General features: G+C 28.0%; 27 protein-coding genes. 23 read left to right on the top strand and 4 right to left on the bottom strand.

The annotated features are described in order from the left end of the window. Positions 1 to 35: 35 nt before the first annotated feature. From ACLVEP_RS09870 to ACLVEP_RS09820, 11 genes are all read left to right on the top strand, one after another. Entirely contained in the window at positions 36 to 2,186 is a 2,151-nt protein-coding gene (locus ACLVEP_RS09870; RefSeq protein WP_412584541.1) for an ATP-dependent helicase, read from the top strand. Positions 2,187 to 2,255: 69 nt separating this feature from the next. After that, positions 2,256 to 4,250, top strand: a complete 1,995-nt coding sequence (gene ligA / locus ACLVEP_RS09865; protein WP_412584540.1) for an NAD-dependent DNA ligase LigA — start codon at positions 2,256 to 2,258, stop codon at positions 4,248 to 4,250. 34 nt (positions 4,251 to 4,284) lie between these two features. Continuing rightward, the gene (locus ACLVEP_RS09860) at positions 4,285 to 5,331 is read left to right on the top strand and encodes a CamS family sex pheromone protein (protein ID WP_412584539.1); all 1,047 of its coding nucleotides are present in this window, start codon (positions 4,285 to 4,287) and stop codon (positions 5,329 to 5,331) included. A 41-nt stretch (positions 5,332 to 5,372) separates the two neighbouring features. Continuing rightward, a complete protein-coding gene (locus tag ACLVEP_RS09855) occupies positions 5,373 to 6,101 on the top strand; it encodes a hypothetical protein (protein WP_412584537.1) in 729 nt (242 codons plus the stop codon). Positions 6,102 to 6,132: 31 nt separating this feature from the next. Further along, positions 6,133 to 7,485: a 23S rRNA (uracil(1939)-C(5))-methyltransferase RlmD gene (rlmD, locus tag ACLVEP_RS09850; protein ID WP_412584535.1), complete on the top strand. Its 1,353-nt coding sequence runs from the start codon at positions 6,133 to 6,135 to the stop codon at positions 7,483 to 7,485. Positions 7,486 to 7,612: 127 nt separating this feature from the next. Beyond that, positions 7,613 to 8,038, top strand: coding sequence for a hypothetical protein (locus ACLVEP_RS09845; RefSeq protein WP_412584533.1), 426 nt, complete (start codon positions 7,613 to 7,615; stop codon positions 8,036 to 8,038). Further along, positions 8,035 to 9,030, top strand: coding sequence for a type II toxin-antitoxin system antitoxin SocA domain-containing protein (locus tag ACLVEP_RS09840; protein ID WP_412584531.1), 996 nt, complete (start codon positions 8,035 to 8,037; stop codon positions 9,028 to 9,030). Before ACLVEP_RS09845 ends, ACLVEP_RS09840 begins: the two co-directional genes overlap by 4 nt. A gap of 114 nt (positions 9,031 to 9,144) precedes the next feature. Continuing rightward, positions 9,145 to 9,762 (top strand): flavodoxin family protein, encoded by a 618-nt coding sequence (locus ACLVEP_RS09835; RefSeq protein WP_412584529.1) that lies wholly within the window; start codon positions 9,145 to 9,147, stop codon positions 9,760 to 9,762. Between the two features lies 1 nt (position 9,763). Further along, a complete protein-coding gene (locus ACLVEP_RS09830) occupies positions 9,764 to 10,570 on the top strand; it encodes an HAD family hydrolase (RefSeq protein ID WP_412584527.1) in 807 nt (268 codons plus the stop codon). Between the two features lies 1 nt (position 10,571). Next, entirely contained in the window at positions 10,572 to 10,700 is a 129-nt protein-coding gene (locus ACLVEP_RS09825; protein ID WP_412584526.1) for a hypothetical protein, read from the top strand. Positions 10,701 to 10,760: 60 nt separating this feature from the next. Further along, entirely contained in the window at positions 10,761 to 11,270 is a 510-nt protein-coding gene (locus tag ACLVEP_RS09820; protein ID WP_412584524.1) for a pseudouridine synthase, read from the top strand. Positions 11,271 to 11,275: 5 nt separating this feature from the next. Here ACLVEP_RS09820 and ACLVEP_RS09815 read toward each other — a convergent pair whose 3' ends face one another. Beyond that, entirely contained in the window at positions 11,276 to 12,460 is a 1,185-nt protein-coding gene (locus ACLVEP_RS09815; RefSeq protein ID WP_412584522.1) for an MFS transporter, read from the bottom strand. A 158-nt stretch (positions 12,461 to 12,618) separates the two neighbouring features. On the opposite strand from ACLVEP_RS09815, the gene ACLVEP_RS09810 reads away from it, so the two are divergent. The 5 genes from ACLVEP_RS09810 (at position 12,619) to ACLVEP_RS09790 (ending at position 16,884) form a co-directional block, all read left to right on the top strand. Further along, positions 12,619 to 13,410 carry an SDR family NAD(P)-dependent oxidoreductase gene (locus tag ACLVEP_RS09810; RefSeq protein WP_412584521.1) on the top strand — a complete coding sequence of 264 codons (792 nt, stop codon included), beginning with the start codon at positions 12,619 to 12,621 and terminating at the stop codon, positions 13,408 to 13,410. Positions 13,411 to 13,504: 94 nt separating this feature from the next. After that, positions 13,505 to 14,743: an aminotransferase class I/II-fold pyridoxal phosphate-dependent enzyme gene (locus ACLVEP_RS09805; RefSeq protein WP_412584519.1), complete on the top strand. Its 1,239-nt coding sequence runs from the start codon at positions 13,505 to 13,507 to the stop codon at positions 14,741 to 14,743. A 22-nt stretch (positions 14,744 to 14,765) separates the two neighbouring features. After that, positions 14,766 to 15,035 (top strand): acylphosphatase, encoded by a 270-nt coding sequence (locus tag ACLVEP_RS09800; protein ID WP_412584518.1) that lies wholly within the window; start codon positions 14,766 to 14,768, stop codon positions 15,033 to 15,035. A gap of 9 nt (positions 15,036 to 15,044) precedes the next feature. Then, positions 15,045 to 16,022, top strand: a complete 978-nt coding sequence (locus ACLVEP_RS09795; protein WP_412584516.1) for an asparaginase — start codon at positions 15,045 to 15,047, stop codon at positions 16,020 to 16,022. Between the two features lie 73 nt (positions 16,023 to 16,095). Beyond that, on the top strand, positions 16,096 to 16,884 hold the full coding sequence (locus tag ACLVEP_RS09790; protein ID WP_412584515.1) for a hypothetical protein: 789 nt from the start codon (positions 16,096 to 16,098) through the stop codon (positions 16,882 to 16,884). A gap of 21 nt (positions 16,885 to 16,905) precedes the next feature. On the opposite strand, the gene ACLVEP_RS09785 is transcribed toward ACLVEP_RS09790, so the two are convergent. Continuing rightward, complete coding sequence (locus ACLVEP_RS09785) at positions 16,906 to 18,072, bottom strand: alpha-amylase (protein ID WP_412584558.1); 1,167 nt, start codon at positions 18,070 to 18,072, stop codon at positions 16,906 to 16,908. Further along, a complete protein-coding gene (locus ACLVEP_RS09780; protein ID WP_412584513.1) occupies positions 18,073 to 18,330 on the bottom strand; it encodes an alpha-amylase family glycosyl hydrolase in 258 nt (85 codons plus the stop codon). Between the two features lie 92 nt (positions 18,331 to 18,422). On the opposite strand from ACLVEP_RS09780, the gene ACLVEP_RS09775 reads away from it, so the two are divergent. Genes ACLVEP_RS09775 through ACLVEP_RS09765 form a run of 3 tightly spaced genes read left to right on the top strand, consistent with a single transcriptional unit; the run spans position 18,423 to position 20,930 of the window. Beyond that, a complete protein-coding gene (locus ACLVEP_RS09775) occupies positions 18,423 to 19,721 on the top strand; it encodes an ATP-binding protein (RefSeq protein WP_412584512.1) in 1,299 nt (432 codons plus the stop codon). A gap of 2 nt (positions 19,722 to 19,723) precedes the next feature. Beyond that, complete coding sequence (locus tag ACLVEP_RS09770) at positions 19,724 to 20,233, top strand: nitroreductase family protein (protein WP_412584511.1); 510 nt, start codon at positions 19,724 to 19,726, stop codon at positions 20,231 to 20,233. 10 nt (positions 20,234 to 20,243) lie between these two features. Continuing rightward, positions 20,244 to 20,930 carry a Bax inhibitor-1/YccA family protein gene (locus ACLVEP_RS09765; RefSeq protein ID WP_412584510.1) on the top strand — a complete coding sequence of 229 codons (687 nt, stop codon included), beginning with the start codon at positions 20,244 to 20,246 and terminating at the stop codon, positions 20,928 to 20,930. A 56-nt stretch (positions 20,931 to 20,986) separates the two neighbouring features. Here the strand turns inward: ACLVEP_RS09765 and ACLVEP_RS09760 are convergent, their stop codons facing one another. After that, entirely contained in the window at positions 20,987 to 21,331 is a 345-nt protein-coding gene (locus tag ACLVEP_RS09760; protein WP_412584508.1) for a helix-turn-helix domain-containing protein, read from the bottom strand. A gap of 133 nt (positions 21,332 to 21,464) precedes the next feature. Here ACLVEP_RS09760 and ACLVEP_RS09755 point away from each other — a divergent pair, with 133 nt between their 5' ends. From ACLVEP_RS09755 to ACLVEP_RS09740, 4 genes are read left to right on the top strand one after another with little or no spacing between them, the layout of a single operon-like run. Further along, a complete protein-coding gene (locus ACLVEP_RS09755) occupies positions 21,465 to 22,061 on the top strand; it encodes a hypothetical protein (RefSeq protein WP_412584507.1) in 597 nt (198 codons plus the stop codon). 54 nt (positions 22,062 to 22,115) lie between these two features. Next, complete coding sequence (locus ACLVEP_RS09750; RefSeq protein ID WP_412584506.1) at positions 22,116 to 22,331, top strand: hypothetical protein; 216 nt, start codon at positions 22,116 to 22,118, stop codon at positions 22,329 to 22,331. Continuing rightward, a complete protein-coding gene (locus ACLVEP_RS09745) occupies positions 22,331 to 23,167 on the top strand; it encodes a GHKL domain-containing protein (RefSeq protein WP_412584505.1) in 837 nt (278 codons plus the stop codon). The genes ACLVEP_RS09750 and ACLVEP_RS09745 overlap by 1 nt, the downstream gene beginning before the upstream one ends. Next, a complete protein-coding gene (locus ACLVEP_RS09740; RefSeq protein WP_412584503.1) occupies positions 23,142 to 23,846 on the top strand; it encodes a LytR/AlgR family response regulator transcription factor in 705 nt (234 codons plus the stop codon). The genes ACLVEP_RS09745 and ACLVEP_RS09740 overlap by 26 nt, the downstream gene beginning before the upstream one ends. Positions 23,847 to 23,900: the final 54 nt, after the last annotated feature.

Here is a 23,900-nt window from a genome sequence, read left to right as displayed (position 1 = left end):
CATGTAATATAATAAGATAAATAGGGGTGAAATAAATGGATTTAGATACATTGTTAAATAAAAATCAAAAAGAAGCAGCAACGTATTTAGATAGTCACTTAAGAATTATTGCGGGGGCAGGTTCTGGAAAAACAAGAGTCGTGACTTATCGTATTGCACATTTAATACAGGATGTAGGAATTGATCCTCGTTCTATTTTGGCAATCACTTTTACCAATAAAGCTGCTAACGAGATGAAAGAAAGAGTGAATGAAGTTGTAGGTATTCATGGAAGTGGAACGCTTATTTGTACGATTCATTCTTTATGTGTGAGATTTTTAAGACAACATATTAATGTTTTAAATTATCCAAGTAATTTTACAATTATGGATGAAGAAGATCAAAAAGCACTTATTAAAAAGCTTTATACACAATTAGAAATAGATGCAAAAGTTATTTCTATTAAAAGCATGATCAATACAATTTCTTCATATAAAACAGCAAGAGTTTCTCCACAAAGAGCTATTGAATTAGCTGGACAATTTTCAGGAGAACTCAAAAAAGCAAAAGTCTATGAAGCCTATGAAAACTATAAAGAAGATCATTTCTTATTAGATTTTGATGATTTATTATTAAAAGCAGTTTATATTTTAGATAATTATCCAGATATATTAGAAAAATGGCAAAGAAAGTTCCAATATATTCATGTAGATGAATTCCAAGATGTAGGTGAAATTGAATATCATTTAGTTCAATTATTATCAAAATATGCTATTGTTTGTGTTGTTGGAGATCCTGATCAAACAATCTATAGTTTTAGAGGAGCAGATGTTCATTTTATTTTAGATTTTGATAAAGACTTTAAACCAAATAAAACAATTATTCTTGATCAAAACTATCGTTCAACTGGAAATATATTAAAAGTATCAAATAATTTAATTCGTAAAAATAGTCAACGTTTAGAAAAGAATCTTTTTACAAAGCAAACAGGTGGAGAAGATGTGATTCACCATGTTGCTAAAAGTGAAGAAGAGGAAGCTAATTGGATTGCTAATAAAATCGAAGATATTGTAAATAATCAAGATGGGGTTAATTATCGTGATATTGCAATTTTATATCGTGCAAACTATTTATCACGTACGATTGAACAAGTATTGATTCGTAAAGGAATTGATTATCGTATTTTTGGTGGTTTAAAATTCTTTAATCGTAAAGAAGTTAAAGATGCTTTAAGTTATTTAAGACTTGTTTGTAATCAAGAAGATTTAGCGTTTGAAAGAATTATTAATACACCAGCCAGAGGTATTGGTAAAAAAACATTAGAAAATATTCAATTAGTAGCACTTAATCATCAAATTTCACTTTATGATGCTTTAACGCTTCATAGTGATGAAATTAGACTTTCTAATAAATCAAAAAAAGAAGTGCGAATTTTAGTTGAAGCAATTGAAAAAGCAAGACGTTCAACTTTACCATTACATGAAATGTTTGAAAATTTAATGATTGATGTTGGTTACATTGAAATGCTCAAAAATGATTTAGAAGATAATCGTATTGATAATATTCATGAATTACAACGTTCAATTTATGATTTCCAAGCGTCTCATGAAGATGCCCCAACATTAGAAAATTATTTACAAGATATTTCTTTATATACAGATAATGATGCAATTGATCAAGGTCAATATGTTTCTTTAATGTCTATTCATATGGCTAAAGGTCTAGAATTTGATTATGTCTTTGTTTTAGGCTTATCTGAAGGAATTTTCCCAAGCTTTAGAAGTTTAGCTGAAGATGGAGATGATGGCCTTGAAGAAGAAAGAAGACTCGCATATGTAGCCTTTACAAGAGCGAGAAAACAACTTTTCTTAACGGATAGTGAAGGATTTAGTTTTGTGACAGATTCGCCTAAAATTTCTAGTCGTTTCATTGATGAAGTAGGAAATGAAGGAATTATTCATAGCGGAAGTAAGCCTCGTTTTAAAACAACAGATTATGTACCTAAACAAACAGTGTCTAAAGCAGAATTGATTGGGGATAATAAGGTTGATGATTGGAAAGTTGGAGATCTTGTAAATCATGATATTTTTGGTAAGGGTGTTGTTGTTAAGGTCAATAAGAATATTTTAGATATTGCTTTTGAACTTCCAGCAGGGCTTAAGTCTTTAATGGCTAATCATAAAGCTTTGAAAAAACTTACAAATTAGAGAATTCTTGGAATTCTCTTTTTAGTATTATTTTGTTATAATAAAAAAGATTGAAAAAGGAGTAAGAATATGGATGATTTAAAAAGATATGAAGAATTAGTAAAAACAATTGAATATCATAATGATCGTTATTATAACCAAGACGATCCAGAAATAAGTGATTATGAATATGATATGATGATGAAAGAACTTAAAAAAATAGAAAAGGATCATCCTGAATTTGTCACACCAAGTTCGCCAACACAACATGTTGGGGGAAGTGCAAAACGAGAAGCTGGTGTTTTAGTAAGACACCGTGTGCCAATGCTTTCTTTACAAGATGTTTTTTCTAAAGAAGAAGTTCAAGAATTTGTTGAATCAATGCAAGAAACATTGGTTGATCCTGTGTTTGTTGTTGAATATAAAATTGATGGGCTTTCAATGGCTTTAAGATATGAAAATGGTCTTTTAACAACAGCTATTACTCGTGGAGATGGAATCATTCAAGGAGAAGATGTAACTGTTAATGCTAAAGTAATCAAAGATGTTAAAAATAAATTAAAGGAACCTATTGAATATCTTGAAGTACGTGGAGAAGTTTATATGACAAATGAAGCTTTTGATAAAGTAAATGAAATTCAAGAGCTTAACAATAAAAAAACTTTCGCAAATCCAAGAAACTGTGCGGCAGGAACATTACGTCAATTAGATAGTCGTATTACAAAACAAAGAAATCTTTCAATGTTTATTTTTAATATTCAAGATATTAGAGGAAAAGAGATTACAAGTCATAGTCAAGGTTATGAATATCTAAAAAAACAAGGAATGAAAGTGATTGATAATTATCAAGTATGTCACAATTTTGAAGAAGTATGGAAAGCAATTGAAATGATTGGTGAAAGCAGAGATCAATTAGGTTATGATATTGATGGGGCAGTTGTTAAAATTGATAGCTATGCACAAAGACAACAATTAGGACAAACAGCTAAAGTGCCTCGTTGGGCCGTAGCTTATAAATATCCACCAGAAGAAAAAGAAACAAAACTTTTAGATATTGAACTTTCAGTTGGAAGAACAGGTAGAATTACGCCAACAGCTATCTTTGAACCAGTCCGTTTATGTGGAACAACGGTTTCAAGAGCAACGCTTCATAATCAAGACTTTATTGATAGTTTGGATGTACGTCTTGGTGATACGATCATTGTTTATAAATCAGGAGAAATCATTCCTAAAGTTAAAGGTGTCAATAAAGATAAAAGACCTGCAGGAAGTGTTCCTTATCAAATAGGAAATACATGTCCTGTATGTGGGGCACCAACGTATCAAGAAGAAGGAACAGTTGATATCAAATGTTCTAATCCTACATGTCCAAGTAAATTGGTTAGAAATGTTGTTAATTTCGTAGGAAGAGATGCCATGGATATTAAAGGGTTTGGTTTATCGTATGTTGAAACTTTAATAGATCAAGGGTATATTCATGATGTTAGTGATATTTATATTTTAAAAGATAAAAGACAAGAACTGTTGGATAAAAAAGTAATTGGTCTTGTTAAAAGTACAGATAATTTATTAAATGCTATTGAAAAAAGTAAAGAAAATGATGCAACAAAGGTTTTAACAGCCTTAGGTATTTCTAATATTGGTAAATCGGCAGCAAAATCTTTAATGAAAAAATTTAAGACAATGGATCAATTGATGAATGCATCTTATGAACAACTTATTGAAGTCAATGATATTGGTGATACGAGTGCACAAATTTTAATTGATTATTTTAAAGATGAAAAGAATAAAGAAATGATTCATAAATTAGAACAATATGGATTAAAAATGGAAATTGAAGATACTCAAAGTTCATCTTTATTAGAAAATATGACTTTTGTTGTTACAGGAACACTTCCTACATTATCTAGAAAAGAAGCAGCTACTTTAATAGAAAATAATGGTGGAAAGGTTTCAGGATCTGTGTCTAAAAAAACAACTTATTTATTAGCTGGGGAAAATGCAGGTAGTAAACTTACAAAAGCACAATCTTTAAATATTCCAGTTTTAACTGAAGAAATGTTTATGGAAATGATAAAATCGTAATTTCGTGTTATAATGCATAAAAAAGGAGGTCACTATGAAAAAAATAGTTACTATTATTCTTTGTTTGCTTATATGTACAGGGTGTACATCAACTTCTAGTAAAAAAGAAACAAAAAGTAGTCAAGATACATCATCTACAGATTCTTTAGATGATTCATTTTATCCTATTGTTAATTTAGGAACAAATTTAATAAGAGAAACTTTTTATCAAGACTTTTCTTCATCTGAAGATTTTCAAACAATAGGTAGAGAATTACAAGCTTTATCGACAGATTATTTCTCTACTTCAGATTATTATATGTCTGAAGGTTTACAACTTGTTCAAAAAGATAAATATCAACTTTTAAAGAAAGAAAAATATTCTTTACAACCTTTAAATGGTGAAAAAGTAGATGGTCAAGAAATTAGTAAGATGGTAGAAAATATCAGTGAACAAGATTATTATGAAAAAAGTGGAGATAAATATACATTAAAGGGAATGTCAATTGCAATTATTTTGGATCCAAAAGGTGGGACAAATGCTGTCTTATCTGAAGGAAGCATTAATAGTTATGCTAAAGAAGTAATTCCAAAGTTATATAAATATCTTCAAACTAAAAAGTCTATTAAAGATATACCTACATTAATTGCTGTTTATCGTAAAAATGATAATGATGAAAATAGTTATAATGGACGTTTTATTTATAGTAGTTATTGTCAAAATGGTAAAGTTGGAAATATTAAGTCTTTAGATTATGCCACTTATATTTTTACAAGTGATGAAGCAAATAAAGCAGATGAAGCACTTTATTCTCAATTTTCGGTTTTTAAAAACAATGTAAAAAATGCTGTAACAGAAGCTGTTGGAGTAGTTGGTTATGGAAAATATGAAGATGGTTCAATTCAAAGCTTAAAAATTCAAATTACAGCAAGTGTAAAAAGTTATACAGAACTTATTTATGTAGTAGAAACAGTTGCTGATCAAATGGATAATCATTTTTCGGGGTTTGATAGTTATGCTGTGATTAATGATCAAGATGGATTAAAAGCGGTTGTAATTAAAAATGCTGGAAAGGATGCACAAAGTACATTATTGTATTAATGATAGACATTTGATACAATGGTAGAAGAGAAGGTGAAATAATGGCAAGAGAAAGATTTTCTTTTGATGATACGATAGAATATGATAAAGATGAATTAAAACCTAACAATGATATTCATGCAAATCATACAGGAAAGTTTACATTTGATGATGAAGTAAAGGAGAACAAGGTGGCTAAACCTCAAAAGAAGAAAAGAAAATTAAAAATATGGCATGTTGTTTTAACATTATTTGTTGTAGTAGTAATTGCTTTTTTCCTTTATATTTTTGTTTTTTCAGGAAATAATAGTGGACCTGTTTATGGGGAAAGATGTGCAAAATTATTAACTGTTGATAAAAATGCAATTACTCAAGTTGAATCACAAATAGAGCAAGATGGAAATATTCAAGATGTAACCATTAAAGTAAGTTGTCGAACAATTAAACTGACTTATCAATTAGCTGATAATATTCAAGTTGATACTGCTAAATCTTTAGTTGAAAATTCTTTACATACTTTTGATGATGCAATGGGTCAAAGTAAAGAAGATGGGGCTGCTTGGTCACAACTTTTAAATAAAGCAAATGGTCGTTTACAATATGATTTAGAAATTATTGTAAAATCTAATGGTGAAAGTGATTTCCCACTTTTTGGAACAAAGCATGCAGGTGTTGATGCTATTACTTATACTGGTCAAAATGTTAAAGATCAAGCATCAGCAGATAAAGCTATTCAAAGACAAGCAGAAGTAGATGCTGCAAATAAAGCTGCAGCAAATAATAATCAATAAACGAGCCTAGCTCGTTTTTTTGGAGGAAAAAATGAAAAAAAATGATTATTTTATAGGAGAATGTGTAGATCAATCTCATGATGGCAAAGGAATTGTTAAATATGAAGGATTTACTTATTTTGTAAATGGAATGATTACAGGAGAAGTAGGTCAAATTAAATGTATAAAAATGTTGAAAAATTATGGAGTAGGTAGACTTATTGAATTACATCAACCTTCACCTGAAAGAGTTAATCCTAAATGTCATATTTATCAAGGATGTGGTGGATGTCATTTAATGCATTTATCTAGTCTTGGACAACAAAACTTTAAAACAAAAAGAGTTAAGGATTGTATGGAAAGAATTGGACATTTAGAAGTAGATGTACAACCTTGTTTGATGCAAGAAGATCCTTGGTATTATCGTAATAAAGTACAAATGCCTTTAGGTTATGATAAAAATGGACAATTAGTGACAGGTTTTTATAAACAAAGAACAAATGATATTATTGCTTGTGATGAATGTTTGATTCAAAATAAAGAATCTAATGCTGTTATTCAAAGAGTTAAAGAACTCTTTGTAAAGTATGATATTAAACCTTATGATAAAGTAAAACATCAAGGAAATATTAAACATATTCTTACTAAAAAAGGTTATCATAGTGAAGAATTTATGCTTTGTTTCATTACATATCAAAAAACAATTAAACATATTGATAAAATTATAGAAACACTTGTTAAAGAATTTCCACATATTAAAACTATTATCCAAAATATTAATGAAAGACATGATAATGTCATTTTAGGAGAAGAAGAAAAGATTCTTTATGGAAAAGGCTATATTTATGATACATTATTAGGCAATCAATATAAAATTTCTTTAAAATCATTTTATCAAATCAATCCTATTCAAGTAGAAAAACTTTATCAAACAGCGATTGATTTAGCACATCTTACAAAAGAATCAACTGTCTTAGATGCTTATTGTGGAATTGGGACCATTACCCTTTCACTTGCAAAACATGTAAAGAAAGTCTATGGAGTTGAAGTTGTTCCTCAAGCCATTGAAGATGCTAAAAATAATGCTTTACTTAATAAAATAGATAACGCTGATTTTGTTTGTGATGATGCTGGAAAATACATGGTCGAACTTGTTAAAAAGAATACTCATTTAGATGTTGTTTTTGTTGATCCACCTCGAAAAGGATGTTCAGAAGAATTCTTAGAACATTTATTACAAGCAAGTCCTAAAGAAATTATTTATATTTCTTGTGATGTTGCCACTCAAGCAAGAGATGCTAAGTATTTAAATGAGCATGGTTATACAATTACGAATTGTCAACCAGTAGATATGTTCCCACATACCTTCCACATTGAAAATATTTTAAGATTTGAGAAATCCTAGTGATTTCTTTTTTTATAGAAAATTATTTATAAATATGTATCGTAAAAATGATAAATGTATCAATTGGTACATTTATCATTGAAAATTTATTTAATTAGTGTATTATAATAAATAAAGGTGATGAGAGATGAATCCGCATTATAATCAAAACTATTCTCGAGAAGAAATTAAAGGTATTTTGGCAAAAATAAAAGAGTGTGTAGCTGCTGGAAAATATACAATTTCTTTAAATGAAAGACGTCAAGAAAATATAGAATTTATAAATGAATATAATGTTCATAGTGATAGACAAAAATCTATTTTGATGCAAATAGAAGTTGAAGATTTTTGCCATTCATTACAAAATATAAAAATTGGATATGAACATGAAATACTTTATGTTTTTGTTCCTCAAGTTCAGCTTTTTAATGCAGATGGTGAAGAAGAGATGATTGATTTATATACAAAGTTTAATGTTCTTGATTTACCATCTGGAAAAAGAACGGTTGTTATTTCATTTCATAAGCGAAATAAGCCGATTGATTATTTGTTTAGAAAGGAGAATCTATTATGACTAGAAACCTTATTTTTTGTGAAGAGTGTCGAGATGATGTAGAATATACTATAACAGAAGTACCAATGATAGGAAAAATCAAAGGTATTGAGTATCATTATATTGGAAAAGAGGTAAGATGTGTTAAATGTAATACGAGTGTCTATGTACCAGAAATCAATGATTCCAACCTTAAGGCTTTGTATGAGGTTTATCGTAAGGAAAATGGAATCGTATCATTAGATGTTATTTTAGCAATTCCTAAGAAGTATGCTATTGGAAAAAGACCACTTTCCCTTTTACTTGGATGGGGTGAACAAACTTTCTCTCGATATTGTGATGGTGATATACCAACAAAACAGTATTCAGAAATTTTAACGAAAATATATGATGATCCAATATATTATGCTGAACTTTTAGAAGCAGGAAAGGAAAATCTAAAATCTCAAAAAACTTATGAAAAAAGTCGAAAAGCTGTTGATGAGTTAATTAAAGTCTCTGAAAACAATTCTTCAAAAATCAATATTGCAATAAAATATCTTTTAAATCAGTGTGAAGACATTACACCTTTGGCACTTCAAAAGGCTTTGTATTATATTCAGGGATTTTATTATGCTTTTTATAATACTTTTCTTTTCATAGAAGAATGTGAAGCATGGGTTCATGGGCCTGTTTATAGAGATATTTATTTTAAATATTGTGATTATCATTTTGATCCTATAGTAAAGAGTCAATATTTTGATGATTCAGTTTTGAGTGCATCAGAAAAGGCAATTTTTGATAGTGTAATCAATAATCTTTGTTGTTATAGTGGTAAAGTTCTTGAACAATTTACTCATAATGAAACTCCTTGGCTTGTTGCTCGAGGTGACTTACCAGTGACAGAACCATCAAAACAAATTATTTCACATGATAACATTGGAACATATTTTAAAGCAGTAAAAGAAAAATATAAGATGACGAAACCAAATGATATTCGCGTCTATTCAATGGATATGTTTGATAGCTTATAATTGTTAAGATTTGAGAAATCCTAGTGATTTCTTTTTCTTATACCAGGTTATAACAAATAACTATTTGTCATATTATAAAGAGTGTTTTACAATAAAAACAGGAGGAAAAAGGAAATGAAAGTATTATTAGTTAATGGAGGACCACATCCTAAAGGATGTACAAATCGTGCTTTAGAAGAAGTAGAAAAAGCATTAAAGGAAGAAGGAATAGAAACACTTATTTATCATATTCCTAATGTTCCTTTACAAGATTGTATTGCTTGTGGATCTTGTTCTAAAACAGGAAAATGTGTTTTTGATGATTGTGTGAATGAATTTGCCTCAATGGCTAAAGAGGCTGATGGCTTTATTTTTGGGACACCTGTTTATTATGCGCATCCAACAGGTAAAATTCAAAGTTTTATGGATCGTGTTTTTTATAGTGCTAAATCAGCATTTGTTCATAAACCAGCAGCAGTAATTTCTTCATCAAGAAGAGCAGGAAGTGTAACAAGTATGGATGTTTTAAATAAGCATTTAAGTATTTCTGAAATGCCAATTGTCACATCAAACTATTGGAATGAAGTTCATGGACATACACCAAGTGATGTTGAACAAGACATAGAAGGATTGGATACTATGTATGCTTTAGGTAAAAATATGGCATGGATGTTAAAATGTATTGAAGCTGGTAAAAAAGCAGGAATTGAAGTTCCTCAAAATAAAAAAAGAGCCACAAACTTTATTCGTTAAAATGAAGACACTCTATGTTTCTGATTTAGATGGAACGCTTTTAAATAGTCAACAACAAACCTCAACTTATACTAATGAAGTTATTGAAAAGCTTGTTGATCGAGGAATGTTGTTTTCTTATGCAACAGCTCGTTCTTATTATTCAGCCAAACCAGCAACTAAAGGATTAACAGCTAAAATTCCTTTGATTCTTTATAATGGAGCTTTTATTATTGATAATCAAAGCCAAGAAATACTATTATCTAATTTCTTTTTGAAAGAAGAAGTCAAAGAATTATCTCATTATTTTAATCAAAAAGGTTTTTATCCAATTGTCTATGCATTTAGAAATCATCATGAAAAATTTAGTTATATCCCAGATAAATCTACAAAACAACAACTTAATTTTATAAAGACAAGAAATGACGAAAGAAAAAATCCAATCGAAAATGATCTTTATCAAGGAGATGTTTTTTATATTTCTTGTATTTCTACAAAAGAACAACTAGAAAGTTTTTATCATGATTTAAAAGATCAATATCAATGCTTGTTTTCTAAAGATATTTATAGCCAAGACTGGTGGCTAGAAATTTTACCTCAAAAAGCAACAAAAGCACACGCTATTTTACAATTAAAAGATTATTTAAAATGCGATAAGATAGTTGTTTTTGGCGATGGTTTAAATGATTTATCAATGTTTGAAATAGCAAATGAAAGTTATGCGGTAGAAAATGCATGTAAAGAACTCAAAGAAAAAGCAACAGGTGTTATTGAAAGTCATGACCAAGATGCGGTGGCTCATTGGTTAGAAAAGAATTATAAGGATTAGTATGAAAGATTTATATTATATTTTAATGTACAATAATTTAGGAAATGTAAAGCAATGTAAGACATTGATTAAACATGGCTTGATCCAAGTTAATGGACTTGTTGAAACTGATAGTAAAAGAAAGATATAAGAAGAGGATCTTCTTGTTTATCAAGGAAAAAGGTTAAATAGTCAACCTTTTCATTATATTATGCTTAATAAACCACAAGGATATCTTTGTGCTAATAAAGACAAAAAAGAAAAGTGTGTTACTGATTTGATTGAATATCAAGATTGTTTTTGTTTAGGAAGATTAGATCGTGATACGACAGGACTTTTGATTTTAACTAATGATAAAAGTTTAAAGAAACTTTTATTACCACAAAATCATGTTAAAAAAACTTATCTTGTTGAAACAAAAGAAAAAATAAGAAAAGAAGATCAAGAAGCTTTTAAAAGAGGAATCATCATTGATCAAAATATTCTATGTTTGCCCGCTAAACTTGAAATTTTAAATGATTTTCATGGTTATGTGACCATTGAAGAGGGTAAATATCATCAAATCAAAAAGATGTTTTTATCATTAAATAATGAAGTTGTTTCTTTAAAAAGAATGTCTTTTGATGAAATTAATTTAGATAAAACTTTATTAGAAGGAATGTCACGTCCTTTAAATAAAGAAGAAAGAAATATGCTCATAAAAAAAGCGGCTCAATATTGAGTCGCTTAAACTTTTTCTGTCGTTAAAATCACAATAACAGCACCAACAATAGATAAAATTACTCCGGCAAGTAAAACATGTCCAACACCTAAAGCATCAAGCATAATTCCACCTACAAAGTTCGCAAAAACACCAGATAATGTCATCGAAGTTGTAACAAGTGATTGTCCTTTAACACGATCAGCTACAGCAATCTTTTTATTAACATAATAAACAGAAGCAGGGATGAATAAAGCATAAGCAAACATTTGACATACTTGTGCAAGATAAATCATGATCATATTTGTAGCAAAATATGTAAGTGCATGTTTTACACAGAACATTAAAATTGAAAATTTAATAAGTGTTCCACAATTAATTTTTTCAGACATTTTAGAAAAGAAAGCCATTGTTGGTAATTCTAACATAGCAGCTACGAAAACAGCATTTCCCATATCAGCACTTGTTCCACCGATATTCGTAATAATTTGAATAAAGAAGTTATTAATAATTGTATGAGCAAAATATACAAGTACAAAACCAACTAAAAATAAAATGAATTTTTTATATTTCATGCAGAACTTACCAAAAGAAAGCTGTTCTGTTTCTTCTTGTTTTGTATCTTCTTTGACAACTTCATTTTCATAACCTTTTGGTAAAACAAACATTTTAACAACAACAAATAACAAAGCTGTAAAAATAATATAGAATAAAGGTAAAATACCTGGTGAAAAACTTTCAACAACATGTCCTAAAACAAGAGAGGCGATAGCATATGCTACTGAACCTAATCCTCTAGCAAGACCATAATTGATTTCAATACCATGTTGTTCAAAAACAAAGGCAAGAGAATTCATAAGTGGCATGATAGATGACATGATTGAAAAAATAGTAACAACTAAAAATAAAACAAATAAAGCACTTCCAGGAACTAAATAAAGAATTGCAGATAAAGCAATGACTAATAAAACAATCGGTGCGATGATATTTCGCATTTCAATATTTTTATGATTATCAGCAAAAGATGCAAGCATTGGTTGCAATAAAACAGCGATAATACTTGAAAGAGCAAGCGCAATTCCTATTTGTGAGTTTGTACAGCCTTTATCTAATAAAAAGACAGAGGCATAGCCCATCATTGCAGCAAAGGCAGCAAAATAGAAAATTTGACTTCCTGCATACTTCAAGTTCAAACTACGATTTTTTTCCATAAACATTTCCTTCCTTAAATAATGATCATATAAATATGATTGACTTAACATCATTTTATCATAAAACTTATAAATGTAAGCGCTTTTTTATATTATGAAAAAAATAGAATATTTTGACTTGTTTGGAAAGAAAATTATAATAGAAAGTGGTGATATAAATGAAAGAAATAATAATTATAACAGGAGCAAGTTCAGGTATGGGAAGGGAATTTGCTTTGCAAATTGAAAAGAAGTATCAAGTTGATGAAATTTGGGTGATTGCCAGAAGAAAAGAAAGACTTGAAAGTTTAAAAGAAAAATTACAAACGAAGGTACGTGTCTTTGCTTTGGATTTAACAAAGAAAGAATCATTTCAAGTTATTCAAGAATCTTTGTTTCAAGAAAAGCCAAGGGTTAAAGTACTGATCAATTGTTCAGGATATGGTAAATTAGATCATTATGAAAATATGTCTATTGAAGTTATTGAAAATATGATGAATTTAAATATGTTGGCAGTGGTTAAAATGGTCAATAGTGTTTTACCTTACATGCATAAAAAAAGTCATATTGTCAATTTAGCCTCATGTAGTGGCTATATGCCAATTCCTTATTTAAATATCTATGCTTCTACCAAAGCATTTGTTTTAAGTTATTCAAGGGCTTTAAATGAAGAATTAAAATATCGACAAATTCATGTTTTAGCTGTATGTCCTTATTGGGTAGAAACTGAATTTTTTGATCGTGCTGTAGAAAAAGATAAAAAACCAGTTGTCATTAGATATGGTAAGGTTTATAAAGCTAAAGATGTTATTAAAAAAGCGATTAAAGATATGGAAAGCTCTAAAGATGTTTCTTTATATGGAACAATTAATCAAATACAAATCTTAGGAATGAAAGTTTTACCACATCGTTTAGTAAAGAAAATTTGGATGATTTATCAAGATTTGAATGGTACAAAAGGGATAAGATAAATTGTATTTAATTAAAAAAATCTTTAAAACTAGAGAATTTTTTATTAAAGTGTGATAAGATACAGTTAATAATGAAGATAAAGAGGTATATGTGATGAAAAAATTTATTAGAGAAAATATCGATCATCAACCAATTGTTGATAATGTTTTTAAAATTGTAAATTTAGCAAATGATGCAATTGCTAAAAAAGGAAAAGAAAACATTGTTAATGCAACAATTGGTTCTTTATATGATGAAGATGGAAATTTAGTTGCATTAGATACCGTATTTAATACGTATAACAGTTTAGATAATAGAACAAAAGCAAAATATGCTTCTAGTTTTAGTGGAAATCCTAACTTTAGAAAACAAGTTTATAACTGGGTTGTTCAAGATACAAAACTTGATTTATGTCATAGTGTTATTGGAACACCTGGGGGATCAGGAGCTGTTAGTTCAACAATCTTAAATGTTTTAGATGAAGGTCAAACTTTAATTATTCCTCATATTGCTTGGGGAAACTATAAATCAATGGCTACTATTGCTAATTGTAAAGTACAAACTTATCAAATGTTTGATGGGGATGCTTTTAATATTACAAGCTTTAAAGAAACTTGTCGTGAAGTAATGGCAAGACAAGGTAAAGTTTTAGCCGTTATCAATGATCCATGTCATAACCCAACAGGATATTCAATGACTGTTGAAGAATGGAATCAAGTTATTGATTTTTGTAATGAATTATCAAATGAAGGACCTGTTATTATCTTAGATGATATTGCTTATATTGATTATTCTTATAACTTAGAAAGATCAAGAGATTATATGAATGCTTTTAATCGCATGAATGATCAAGTGATGGTTGTTGTAGCGTTTTCTTGTTCTAAAACACTTACATCTTATGGTTTAAGATGTGGAGGTGCTGTTATTTTAGCAAGAAATCAAGAAGATGTTAGAGCACTTGAAATTTTGATGGAAAAACATGCTAGAGCTTCTTGGTCTAATATTCCTAATGCAGCGATGGAAAACTTTGTTAAAGTAACAACTGAACATAAAGATGAATTCAATGCAGAAAAAGGAAAATATGTTGATTTATTAAGAAAAAGATATGAAATCTTTACAAGTGAAGCTAATCAATGTGGATTAACTTATTATCCTTATAAAGAAGGTTTCTTTGTTACTTTAAAAGTTGAAGATGATGATTTATTAACACGTTTCCATGAAGCAATGCTTGCTCAAGATATTTATACAATTAAAGTCAATAAGGGTATTCGTGTTGCTTTATGTTCTTTATCAGTAGAAAAATGCCAAGGACTTGCCTTTAAAATGAAAGAAATTTTGGATAGTTTAAAATAATCGGGAGAACCGGTTATTTTTTATGGAAAGAAGAAAATATTTATTTAAAGGCAGAGTTCAAGGTGTTGGTTTTCGTTTTCGTTGCTTTTCTATCGCAAATGAATTAAAATTAACGGGGTTTGTAAAAAATGAATATGATGGTTCGGTTTCTATGGAAGTTCAAGGAGATGGAGATTTAATAGAAAAAATGATAGAAAAACTTTATCAACAACCATTTATTGAAATAGAACAAATCCATTATCAGTTACTAAATATAAAAGAACATGAAAAATCTTTTCAAATACGATACTAAGGAGGAACTATGAAAACAATTGCTATTGTTGCAACAGGCGGTACAATTGCAGGTACTGGAAAAAAAGGAAAAACAGCTGCATATCATGCAGGAGAAATTGATATTGATTCAATTATTGAAACAATTCCAGAAATTAATGAAGTAGCTCATATTAAAGAATATCAATTAATGAATATTGATAGTAATGAAATGACACATGAAAAATGGTTGATTTTAAAAAATAATATCGAAGAAATTTTATCTGATGATACAATAGATGGAGCTGTTGTGACTCATGGAACAGATACATTAGATGAAACAGCCTACTTTTTAACTTTAACATTAAATACACCTAAACCGGTCGTTTTAACAGGAGCGATGCGTCCAGCAACAGCGACAAGTGCAGATGGACCATTCAATCTTTATCAAGCGATTTGTTTAGCATGTCATGGAGAATCATATAATCGAGGTGTCCTTGCATTATTTTCTAATACGATTTATTCAGGAAGAGATATTGAAAAAGTAAATAACTTCAAGATCGATGCTTTTGATCAAAGATCTCTTGGATGTTTAGGATATATGCAAGATCAAGAAGTCTATTTCTATACACAAACAAGTAAAATCCATACAGTAAAATCACGTTTTAATAAACGTATTGATTCTATTAAAAGTGTAGCAATTGCTTTTTATTACAGTGGAGCGAACGCTAAAATTTTATATGATCTTGCAAGTGGTCATGAAGGTATTGTTATTGCGGGATCAGGAAGTGGAAATTATAGCCAAGCATGGTTAAAAGCAATCGAAGAACTTTCTGAAAAAGGAACAATTTTTGTACGTTCTTCACGTATTTCACAAGGAATTGTGTTTGATGATGAAATTTTTGATCCACATCATTTATGTATTTCATCAAATACATTATCACCACAAAAAGCAAGAGTCTTGTTAATGTTAGCATTAACACAAACACATGATCGTGATGAAATAAGAGAAATATTTTTACAATACTAGAAGGAGAAATCCTTCTTTTTTCTTTATAAAATATGTTAAAATAACGTTAGTTAAGACTAACTGGAGGTGCTATATGAAAGTATATACATTTGGAGATAATGCAAAACCAGTCATGATGTTATTTCCAGGAACAGGTTGTTATTGGAAAAGTAATTTTGGACATGTAATAGAAGGTTTAAAAGAACATTTTTATGTGGCTATTGTTAGTTATAGTGGCTTTGATGAAACAGAACAGTCTACTTTTATTTCTGAACTAGATGAAACTCAAAAGATTGAACAGTATATTCAACAACATTTTAATGGAAGCATCTTTGGGGCTTATGGATGTTCGCTTGGTGGTTCTTTTGTTTCATTACTTGTAAGTAGAGAAAACATTCATATAGATCATGCTATTATTGGTTCAAGTGATATGGATCAAACTTCTAAATTACTCGCTAAAATACAAACGGCAATTATTATGCCAATTATTTATCCTTTAATTACTGGAAAAGGAAGTAAACTTGCTAAAAAATTCATTGAAAAAAGAATGAATAGTCAAGATGAACATGCAGAATATCGCAAGAAATTTATGGAAATCATGGGAAGAGGAATAGATTTATCTTTTATTTCTAAAGAATCAATGAAAAATCAATTTTGTAGTGATTTATATACAAAAGTTGGGACGCAAATCCAAGTGCCACAAACTACAATACATGTTTTCTATGCTAAAAAAATGGGTGAAAAGTATCTAGGGCGTTATGAAAAATATTTCAAACAACCTGATATTATTGAATTTGATTTAAGACATGAAGAATTATTGTTAGATGCTTCACGTTGGGTCAAAGAAGTTTGTAAGGTCTGTTATATTGATAAAAAAGAGTAATGAATCAGTAAAACTGAATCATTACTCTTTTATGTATACAGCAAAGTTTTTATCCTCACAATAAAAATCACCATAACCATCTTCATTGATAAGAACTCTTTGATAACCATTAAAGACATTGACATAATAACAATGACGATATTCTTTACCAACATACATTGATTTTATACCACCATTTGAATTAGTCATCATGATTGCCATTGATTTTGTTTCAGTATGTCTTGTCCAACCAATTAGACAAGGATGATCAAAATAATCAACTTGTGTACCTTCATTATAATGTTTTCTTAAAAATAGAAGTTGTTGAAGCATCTCTTTTTTAGAAGAAACATTTTCATAATCAATACCTTCTAAATCACCATAGAAAACACAAGGATAGCCATCTTTTCTTAAAAGAGTTAAACAATAAGCATGTCCCTTAAACCAATCAGGAATAAAAGAAGCTAACGCTTGACTTGTTTCTGTATCATGATTATCTACAAAAGTGACGGCATTAAATGGATACATGGAAACAAGAGTTTGATCAAAAATATGTGAGAGATCATAATTTTCATTATGGCTGGCATCATAGAAATGATAGTGAAGGGGCACATCAAATAAAGACATTTCAAAATTGACCTCTTTTAAATAGTTTTCTAAATGATATACATCTCCATGCCAATACTCTCCAACCGTAAACATTTCTTCATTAAAGTCATGACGTATTTTAGGTAAAAGATCTTTATAAAAATAAGCAGGAATATGTTTAACGGCGTCTAAGCGCAAACCATTGATATGAGTTAAATTTAAATACCAATGAAGCCATGAAGTGACTTCTTGAACAGTTTCATCATTACTAAAATCTAAATCAGCACCCATTAAATAATCATAATTACCATTTTCATCATCTACTTCTTGATCCCAACTTTTATGATCAAAAAGGAAAATAGTATTACGATGGGTCTTTTCATCATAATCAATCCCATCAAAATGATACCAATGCCAAATAAAATCAGAATATTTTTTATTTCTACCTGGGAAAGTAAAAAGAGTATCAACTTCAATTTGTTCATCACCAGAAATGATTTCATTTGTATTATGGCGGTTGACTTCTTTAGCGTTAACGATTTCAGTACCATCAGCCCCCATTTTATGATTTAAAACAATATCTCCATAGACATCTATCTTATTTTTTTGAAAAGCTTGAATTCAATCTAAATAGTCATCTTTTGTTCCATATTTTGTTTCTATACTACCTTTTTGATTAAATTCTCCTAAATCATAAAGATCATAGACACCATAACCATTATCATGAATACCTCCAACACCTTTATAAGCAGGTGGTAACCATATGGCTGAAAATCCCATTTCTTTATATGATTTTGCTTTTTCTTTAAGTTGTTTCCAAAGTTTTTCTTCAGGTTTGATATACCAATGAAAACCTTGTAATAAAACACCATTTTCCATTTTTTTCACCTCATAGTTACTATTATACATCATAATTATTTCAATTTTATGAAACATGAGGTAAAATATAAGCAATTAGGGGGATTATATATATGTATGAATTAATATCAAACTTAATTCTTTATGGGAATTTACCAGAGGATGAAATTTTAGTACAACTTGCTAAGTTGTTATCAGATGATGAAAAATCTAATCATGAGCTTCGTCAAGAAATTTATGGACAAGTAAAAAGATTATTAGAACTTGCAACTCAATATGGATTTAATGATAATTTATGGCATAATTATTTAACTTATTTATTAATGACAAATGAAAATCCATTTAGTATGACTTGTGAAAAACAAGGAGCTAGAGAAGGAACTGTTAATCATTTTGCTTTAAATGATTTTAAAGTATTCTATGATCTTTTCCATTATGATTTTAGTAGTATTGAAAAAGAATTGAATATTGATTGTTTTTCAACACTTTCTGATTATCATGCTTTATCAAAACCAGAATTAATGTATAACAAAAATGTTTCTTTAAAAGTTCAAGAACTTTCTAAAAAATTAGAAGAAACAAAGAATGAACAAGAATTCTTTGATGTTGTCACTCAATTTTATAAAGATTATGGTGTAGGTATGTTTGGTTTGAATAAAGCCTTTAGAATTGCAACAAGTCAAGAAAATTATGTGCAATTAAAACCTATTAATAATATGGATGAAGTTATTTTAGATGATTTAGTAGGTTATGAAATTCAAAAGAAAAAATTATTGGATAATACAGTGGCTTTTGTTGAAGGTAGAAAAGCAAATAATGTTTTACTTTATGGAGATAGTGGAACAGGTAAATCTACAAGTATTAAGGCAATCGTGAATGAGTTTTATGATCAAGGTTTAAGAATGATTGAAATTTATAAACATCAATTTAAAGATTTATCTAATATTATTGCGATGATTAAAAATAGAAACTATCGTTTCATTATTTATATGGATGATTTATCATTTGAAGAATTTGAAATTGAATATAAATTCTTAAAAGCAGTTATTGAAGGTGGAGTTGAAACAAAACCTGAAAATATACTTATTTATGCAACAAGTAATAGAAGACATTTAATTAAAGAAAACTGGTCTGATCGTAATGATGTTGTTCAAGAAAATGGAATGCATCAATCAGATACAATGGAAGAAAAACTTTCTTTAGTTAATCGTTTTGGTGTTAAAATCAATTATTCTAAACCAATGAAAAAAGAATTTAATCATATTGTTTTAGAATTAGCTCATAAAAATAATATTCAAATGGAAGAAAAAGAATTATTATTAGAAGCCAATAAATGGGAACTTTCCCATGGAGGAACTTCAGGTAGAACCGCACAACAATTTATTAATTATCTTTTAGGATTGGAGGGATAAAAATGGATGCCATTAAAGTACTTACAACAAGAAGAAGCTGTCGAAGCTATAAACAAGAACAAATTAAAGAGGAAGAATTACAAACAATTTTAGCATGTGGTTTAAATGCACCTAGTGGTATGAATAAACAATCAAGCAAAATTGTGGTTGTTCAAAATCAAGAAGAAATCAAAGAACTTTCAAAACTTAATGCTGAGATTTGGGGTAAAGAGTTAGATCCGTTCTATGGAGCACCTACCGTATGTTTTATCTTTGTTCCAAAAGATGAAAAAAATGGTATAAAAGATGGATCTTTAGTGATAGGTGCTATGCAAGCAGGAGCTTATGCTTTAAATATAGGTTCTTGTTGGATTAATCGTTGTAAAGAAATGTTTGAGTTAGAAAAAGGAAAAGAATATCTTCAAAAATGGCAATTGGAAGATTATGTTGGTGTTGGTTGTTGTATTTTAGGATATGTTGAAAAAGCTTTACCTGAAAAGAAAATTTTAGATAATCGTGTTATTCAAGGATAGGTGAGAATTTATGGATAATAAAACTTATGAATTTGTTGAAGACAAAACAATGACAATTCAACAATATATTAATAATATTTTTAAATGGATGGTTATTGGGGTATTAACTACTTTTATAACTGCTTATGCTTTAGAGGAAACAACATTTATTTATAATGAGAGTATGTTACCATTGTTATTAATTTTTTTTCAATTTGCGGTTGTTATTGGTTTATCAAGACATTTGATGACCATGAAACCAATTATGGCAAAAGTACTTTATATAACTTATTCAGTTCTAACAGGAGTTACCTTTTCTTATATTGTTGCTAATTATACAACTTTAAGTGTAGCACTTGCATTTTTAGTAGCAGCAATCTATTTTGGTGTACTTGTTATTTTAGGAACAGTTGTTAAAATGGATTTAACAAGAATTGGTACTGTTTGTTTAGCTGGATTATTTGTGTATATTATTTTTTCAATTGTTATGTTATTTTTTAATTTTGGTATTCTTTCTTTGATTATGCCATTTATTTCTTTAGTATTATTTGCTGGAATTACAGCATATGATATGCAGAAATCATTACAACTTTATAATAATGCATCATCTAATCCAGAAATGTTAGAAAAATTAAGTATCTATGGAGCATTCAGTTTATATCTAGATTTTGTTAATATTTTCTTGAATATTCTTCGTTTGCTTGGATATAATAAGTAATTCTTTTATAAGTAAATACTATAAACAAATAACCCTTTTGCAATGCAAGAGGGTCTTTATTTTAAATTTTTATTTTTATATTCATCAATTTCTTGAAGAATTTGATATAAATATTTTTGTTCTTTTATAGTTTTAGATGAGAAAAATTTGTAACTTTTTAAAGGAATACTTTCATCATTTTGAGTTTCTTCTATTTTTTCAAATAATTGTGATAGAGTAATATTTAATGCACTTGCAATCTTTTGAATACTTTCTAAAGTAGCATTCTTTTCTCCTCTTTCTAATTGACCAATATATGTTGGATGACAATCAGCAAGTTCAGATAGTTGTTCTTGACTTAGATGTTTTTGAACACGATAGTTTCTGATACGTTGTCCAACAATAAATTTAATATCTTTCATTTTATCACCTAATAAAAGTCTATAAATATTTATTTAATCATTCTATATATTATAGATATTGTTTTAATGAATATGCTATACTATAAATAGCATTTTTTAAAAAATAATATATAAAGTATGTGTAGGTGATTGAATGAATTTATTATTTTATATGCTTAATATAGTTGTTTTCTTTTTATATCTACAAACTTCTAATTATTTTTACTATATCTTTAATAGTAAAAATATAGATCATAAAAGAATGAAAAAACTTTTGATTTTACAAGCAATAGCTTCTTTGTTATATCCTTATTTAAAAGAAAATTATAATATACTTGCTTCACTTATGAGTTATACATTCTTCTTTATAGGTATTTTTATGTATGATATTCCTTTGAAAAAAAGAATCATGTATTACCTATTTTTAGTAGCAATCAATATTTCTGGAGAAATGATTTCTACTTCATGTATCATTCTTGTTTTAAATTTTCTTTTGAATAAAGATGCAACATTTACAGATACGCTTATTAAAACTAATCCATTTTATTATGTCATTGGTTTATTAGGCTGTGTTATATGTATTTTTCTTGTAATGAGGTATGTAAAAAGTTTAAGTAAAAATATGTCAGCTGAACAATTAAAACAAATTTATAAAATAAGTTTTTTACCTTTTATCATTGCTTTTATGTGTTTAAATTTTATTTATGCAACGAATAAAGAAACATTTTTAATGGTTTTTATAATCACTTGAATCATTATTATTATAACTGTATTTATCATTATTAAAGGAATCAATAAGTATCAAATGATGCAAAAAGAAAGTATAAAAAATAAAGCACAACAAGAAATCTTAAATATGCAAATAGAAGATATGAAATCAATTGATCAATATTATAAAACAATGAGAAGAAAGAATCATGATTTAAAAAATCATTGTTTGGTTGTTTTAAATATGTTAGGAAATCATGATGAAAAAGTAAAAGAATATCTTTTATCAATGAAAGAAGGTAATGATAGATGATGAAATATATATTAATTTTAGTGATGGTTTTATCACATGCATCTTTTTGTTTTGCAGTTTATTTAAGAAATTATATGGTTAATGTACATAGTAAGATTATTGTTTTATTGTTTTATGGATCTTATCTTATTTTTATATTTACTGATTTATTTGTTTTTTATAGATTAGTAAAATATACCTATTTAAAAGAAGAAACAAAGATGTTAGAACAATTAAAAGATATTAAGAAAAAACAAAAGGATGATATTGAAGTTGTTATAGAAGAAGAACAAAGAAATAAAGAAATGATTATTCAAAGAATAAATGATGTTATTGAAGAAATAGATCAAAATCATTATGATCAAGCTAAAGAATCTTTTTTAGAATTTTATGATGATTTTAAAGCAAGTTATGTAAAAACATATTGTGATAATGCGTATGTTAATGCTGTTATTTCTAATAAAAAGAGTTTAATGGATAAATATGGGATAGACTTTAAATATCAAATAGTATTACCTCAAAAGATGTCTTTAGATGTTCTTGTATTACCAACGATTCTTTTTAATATTTTAGATAATGCAATTCAAGCAAGTGAAAAAGCTAAAAATAAATATATTTATTTGAAGATACAATACACTCATCATTTTATTTCTATTTATATGAAAAATAGTAATTTTCATATAAATGATGAGAGTGTTAAAGGAATGCATGGTTATGGTATTTCTATTGTTGAAGATATTATTAAAGAAAATGAAGGAAGTTATGAATGGCATGATGAAGAAGATGTTTTTGAAGCATCTTTGATGTTGAAGTATAAAGGAGCGGATATAAATGTTGATAGGGATCGTGGAAGATGATGTTCATTATTTAGAATTATTGCAGAAGAAAATCAATGATTATAAAGATGAAGAAGACCAGATAAGATGTTATTTTAATGTTCAAAGTTTTAATGATGAATTAGTTAGTCAAAAACTAGAATTTGATATTTTATTGTTAGATATTGAATTGGGTAATGAAAATGGTATTGATCTTGCTTTAATGGTTAATGAAGTAACTCCCTATACCCAAATCATCTATATTACAGCCTATATGCAATATGTAAGTGATGTTTATCAAAGCAAACATACATATTTTATTGATAAAGAAAAGCTAGATAAATATTTTCCTTTAGCTATTAAACAAGCAAAAGAAAATATTTATCATCTTAAATCCCAGTATTTATATATTTCTTGGAATAAACAAAAGAATGAAGTTTATCAAAAAGATATTCTTTATATTGAAAGGAAATCAAGGGTCTCTTATGTTTATACTAAAAAAGAAGTTTATAAAACTTCTTTGAAGATCAATGATTTGATTTCTTTATTGAATGATTCTTTTTGTATTTGTCATAAGAGTTTTATTGTACATATGGATTATATTAAGGATATTAATCATAATAGTGTCCAGTTAAATAATAATCAAATGCTTCCTATTAGTAGAAGTCAAAAGGAAGTATTTAAAAAGTTATATAATAGATATTTATTAAGTAATAAGTAAGCTGAAAAGGCTTACTTTTTTTGTTAAAAGTGACATAGATATACTAAAAATGAC

It is taken from the genome of Faecalibacillus sp. (assembly GCF_047023275.1).
Taxonomy (GTDB): domain Bacteria; phylum Bacillota_I; class Bacilli_A; order Erysipelotrichales; family Coprobacillaceae; genus Faecalibacillus.
Note: the sequence above shows the minus strand (reverse complement) of the source record. Positions and strands in the feature narration are given on the sequence as shown.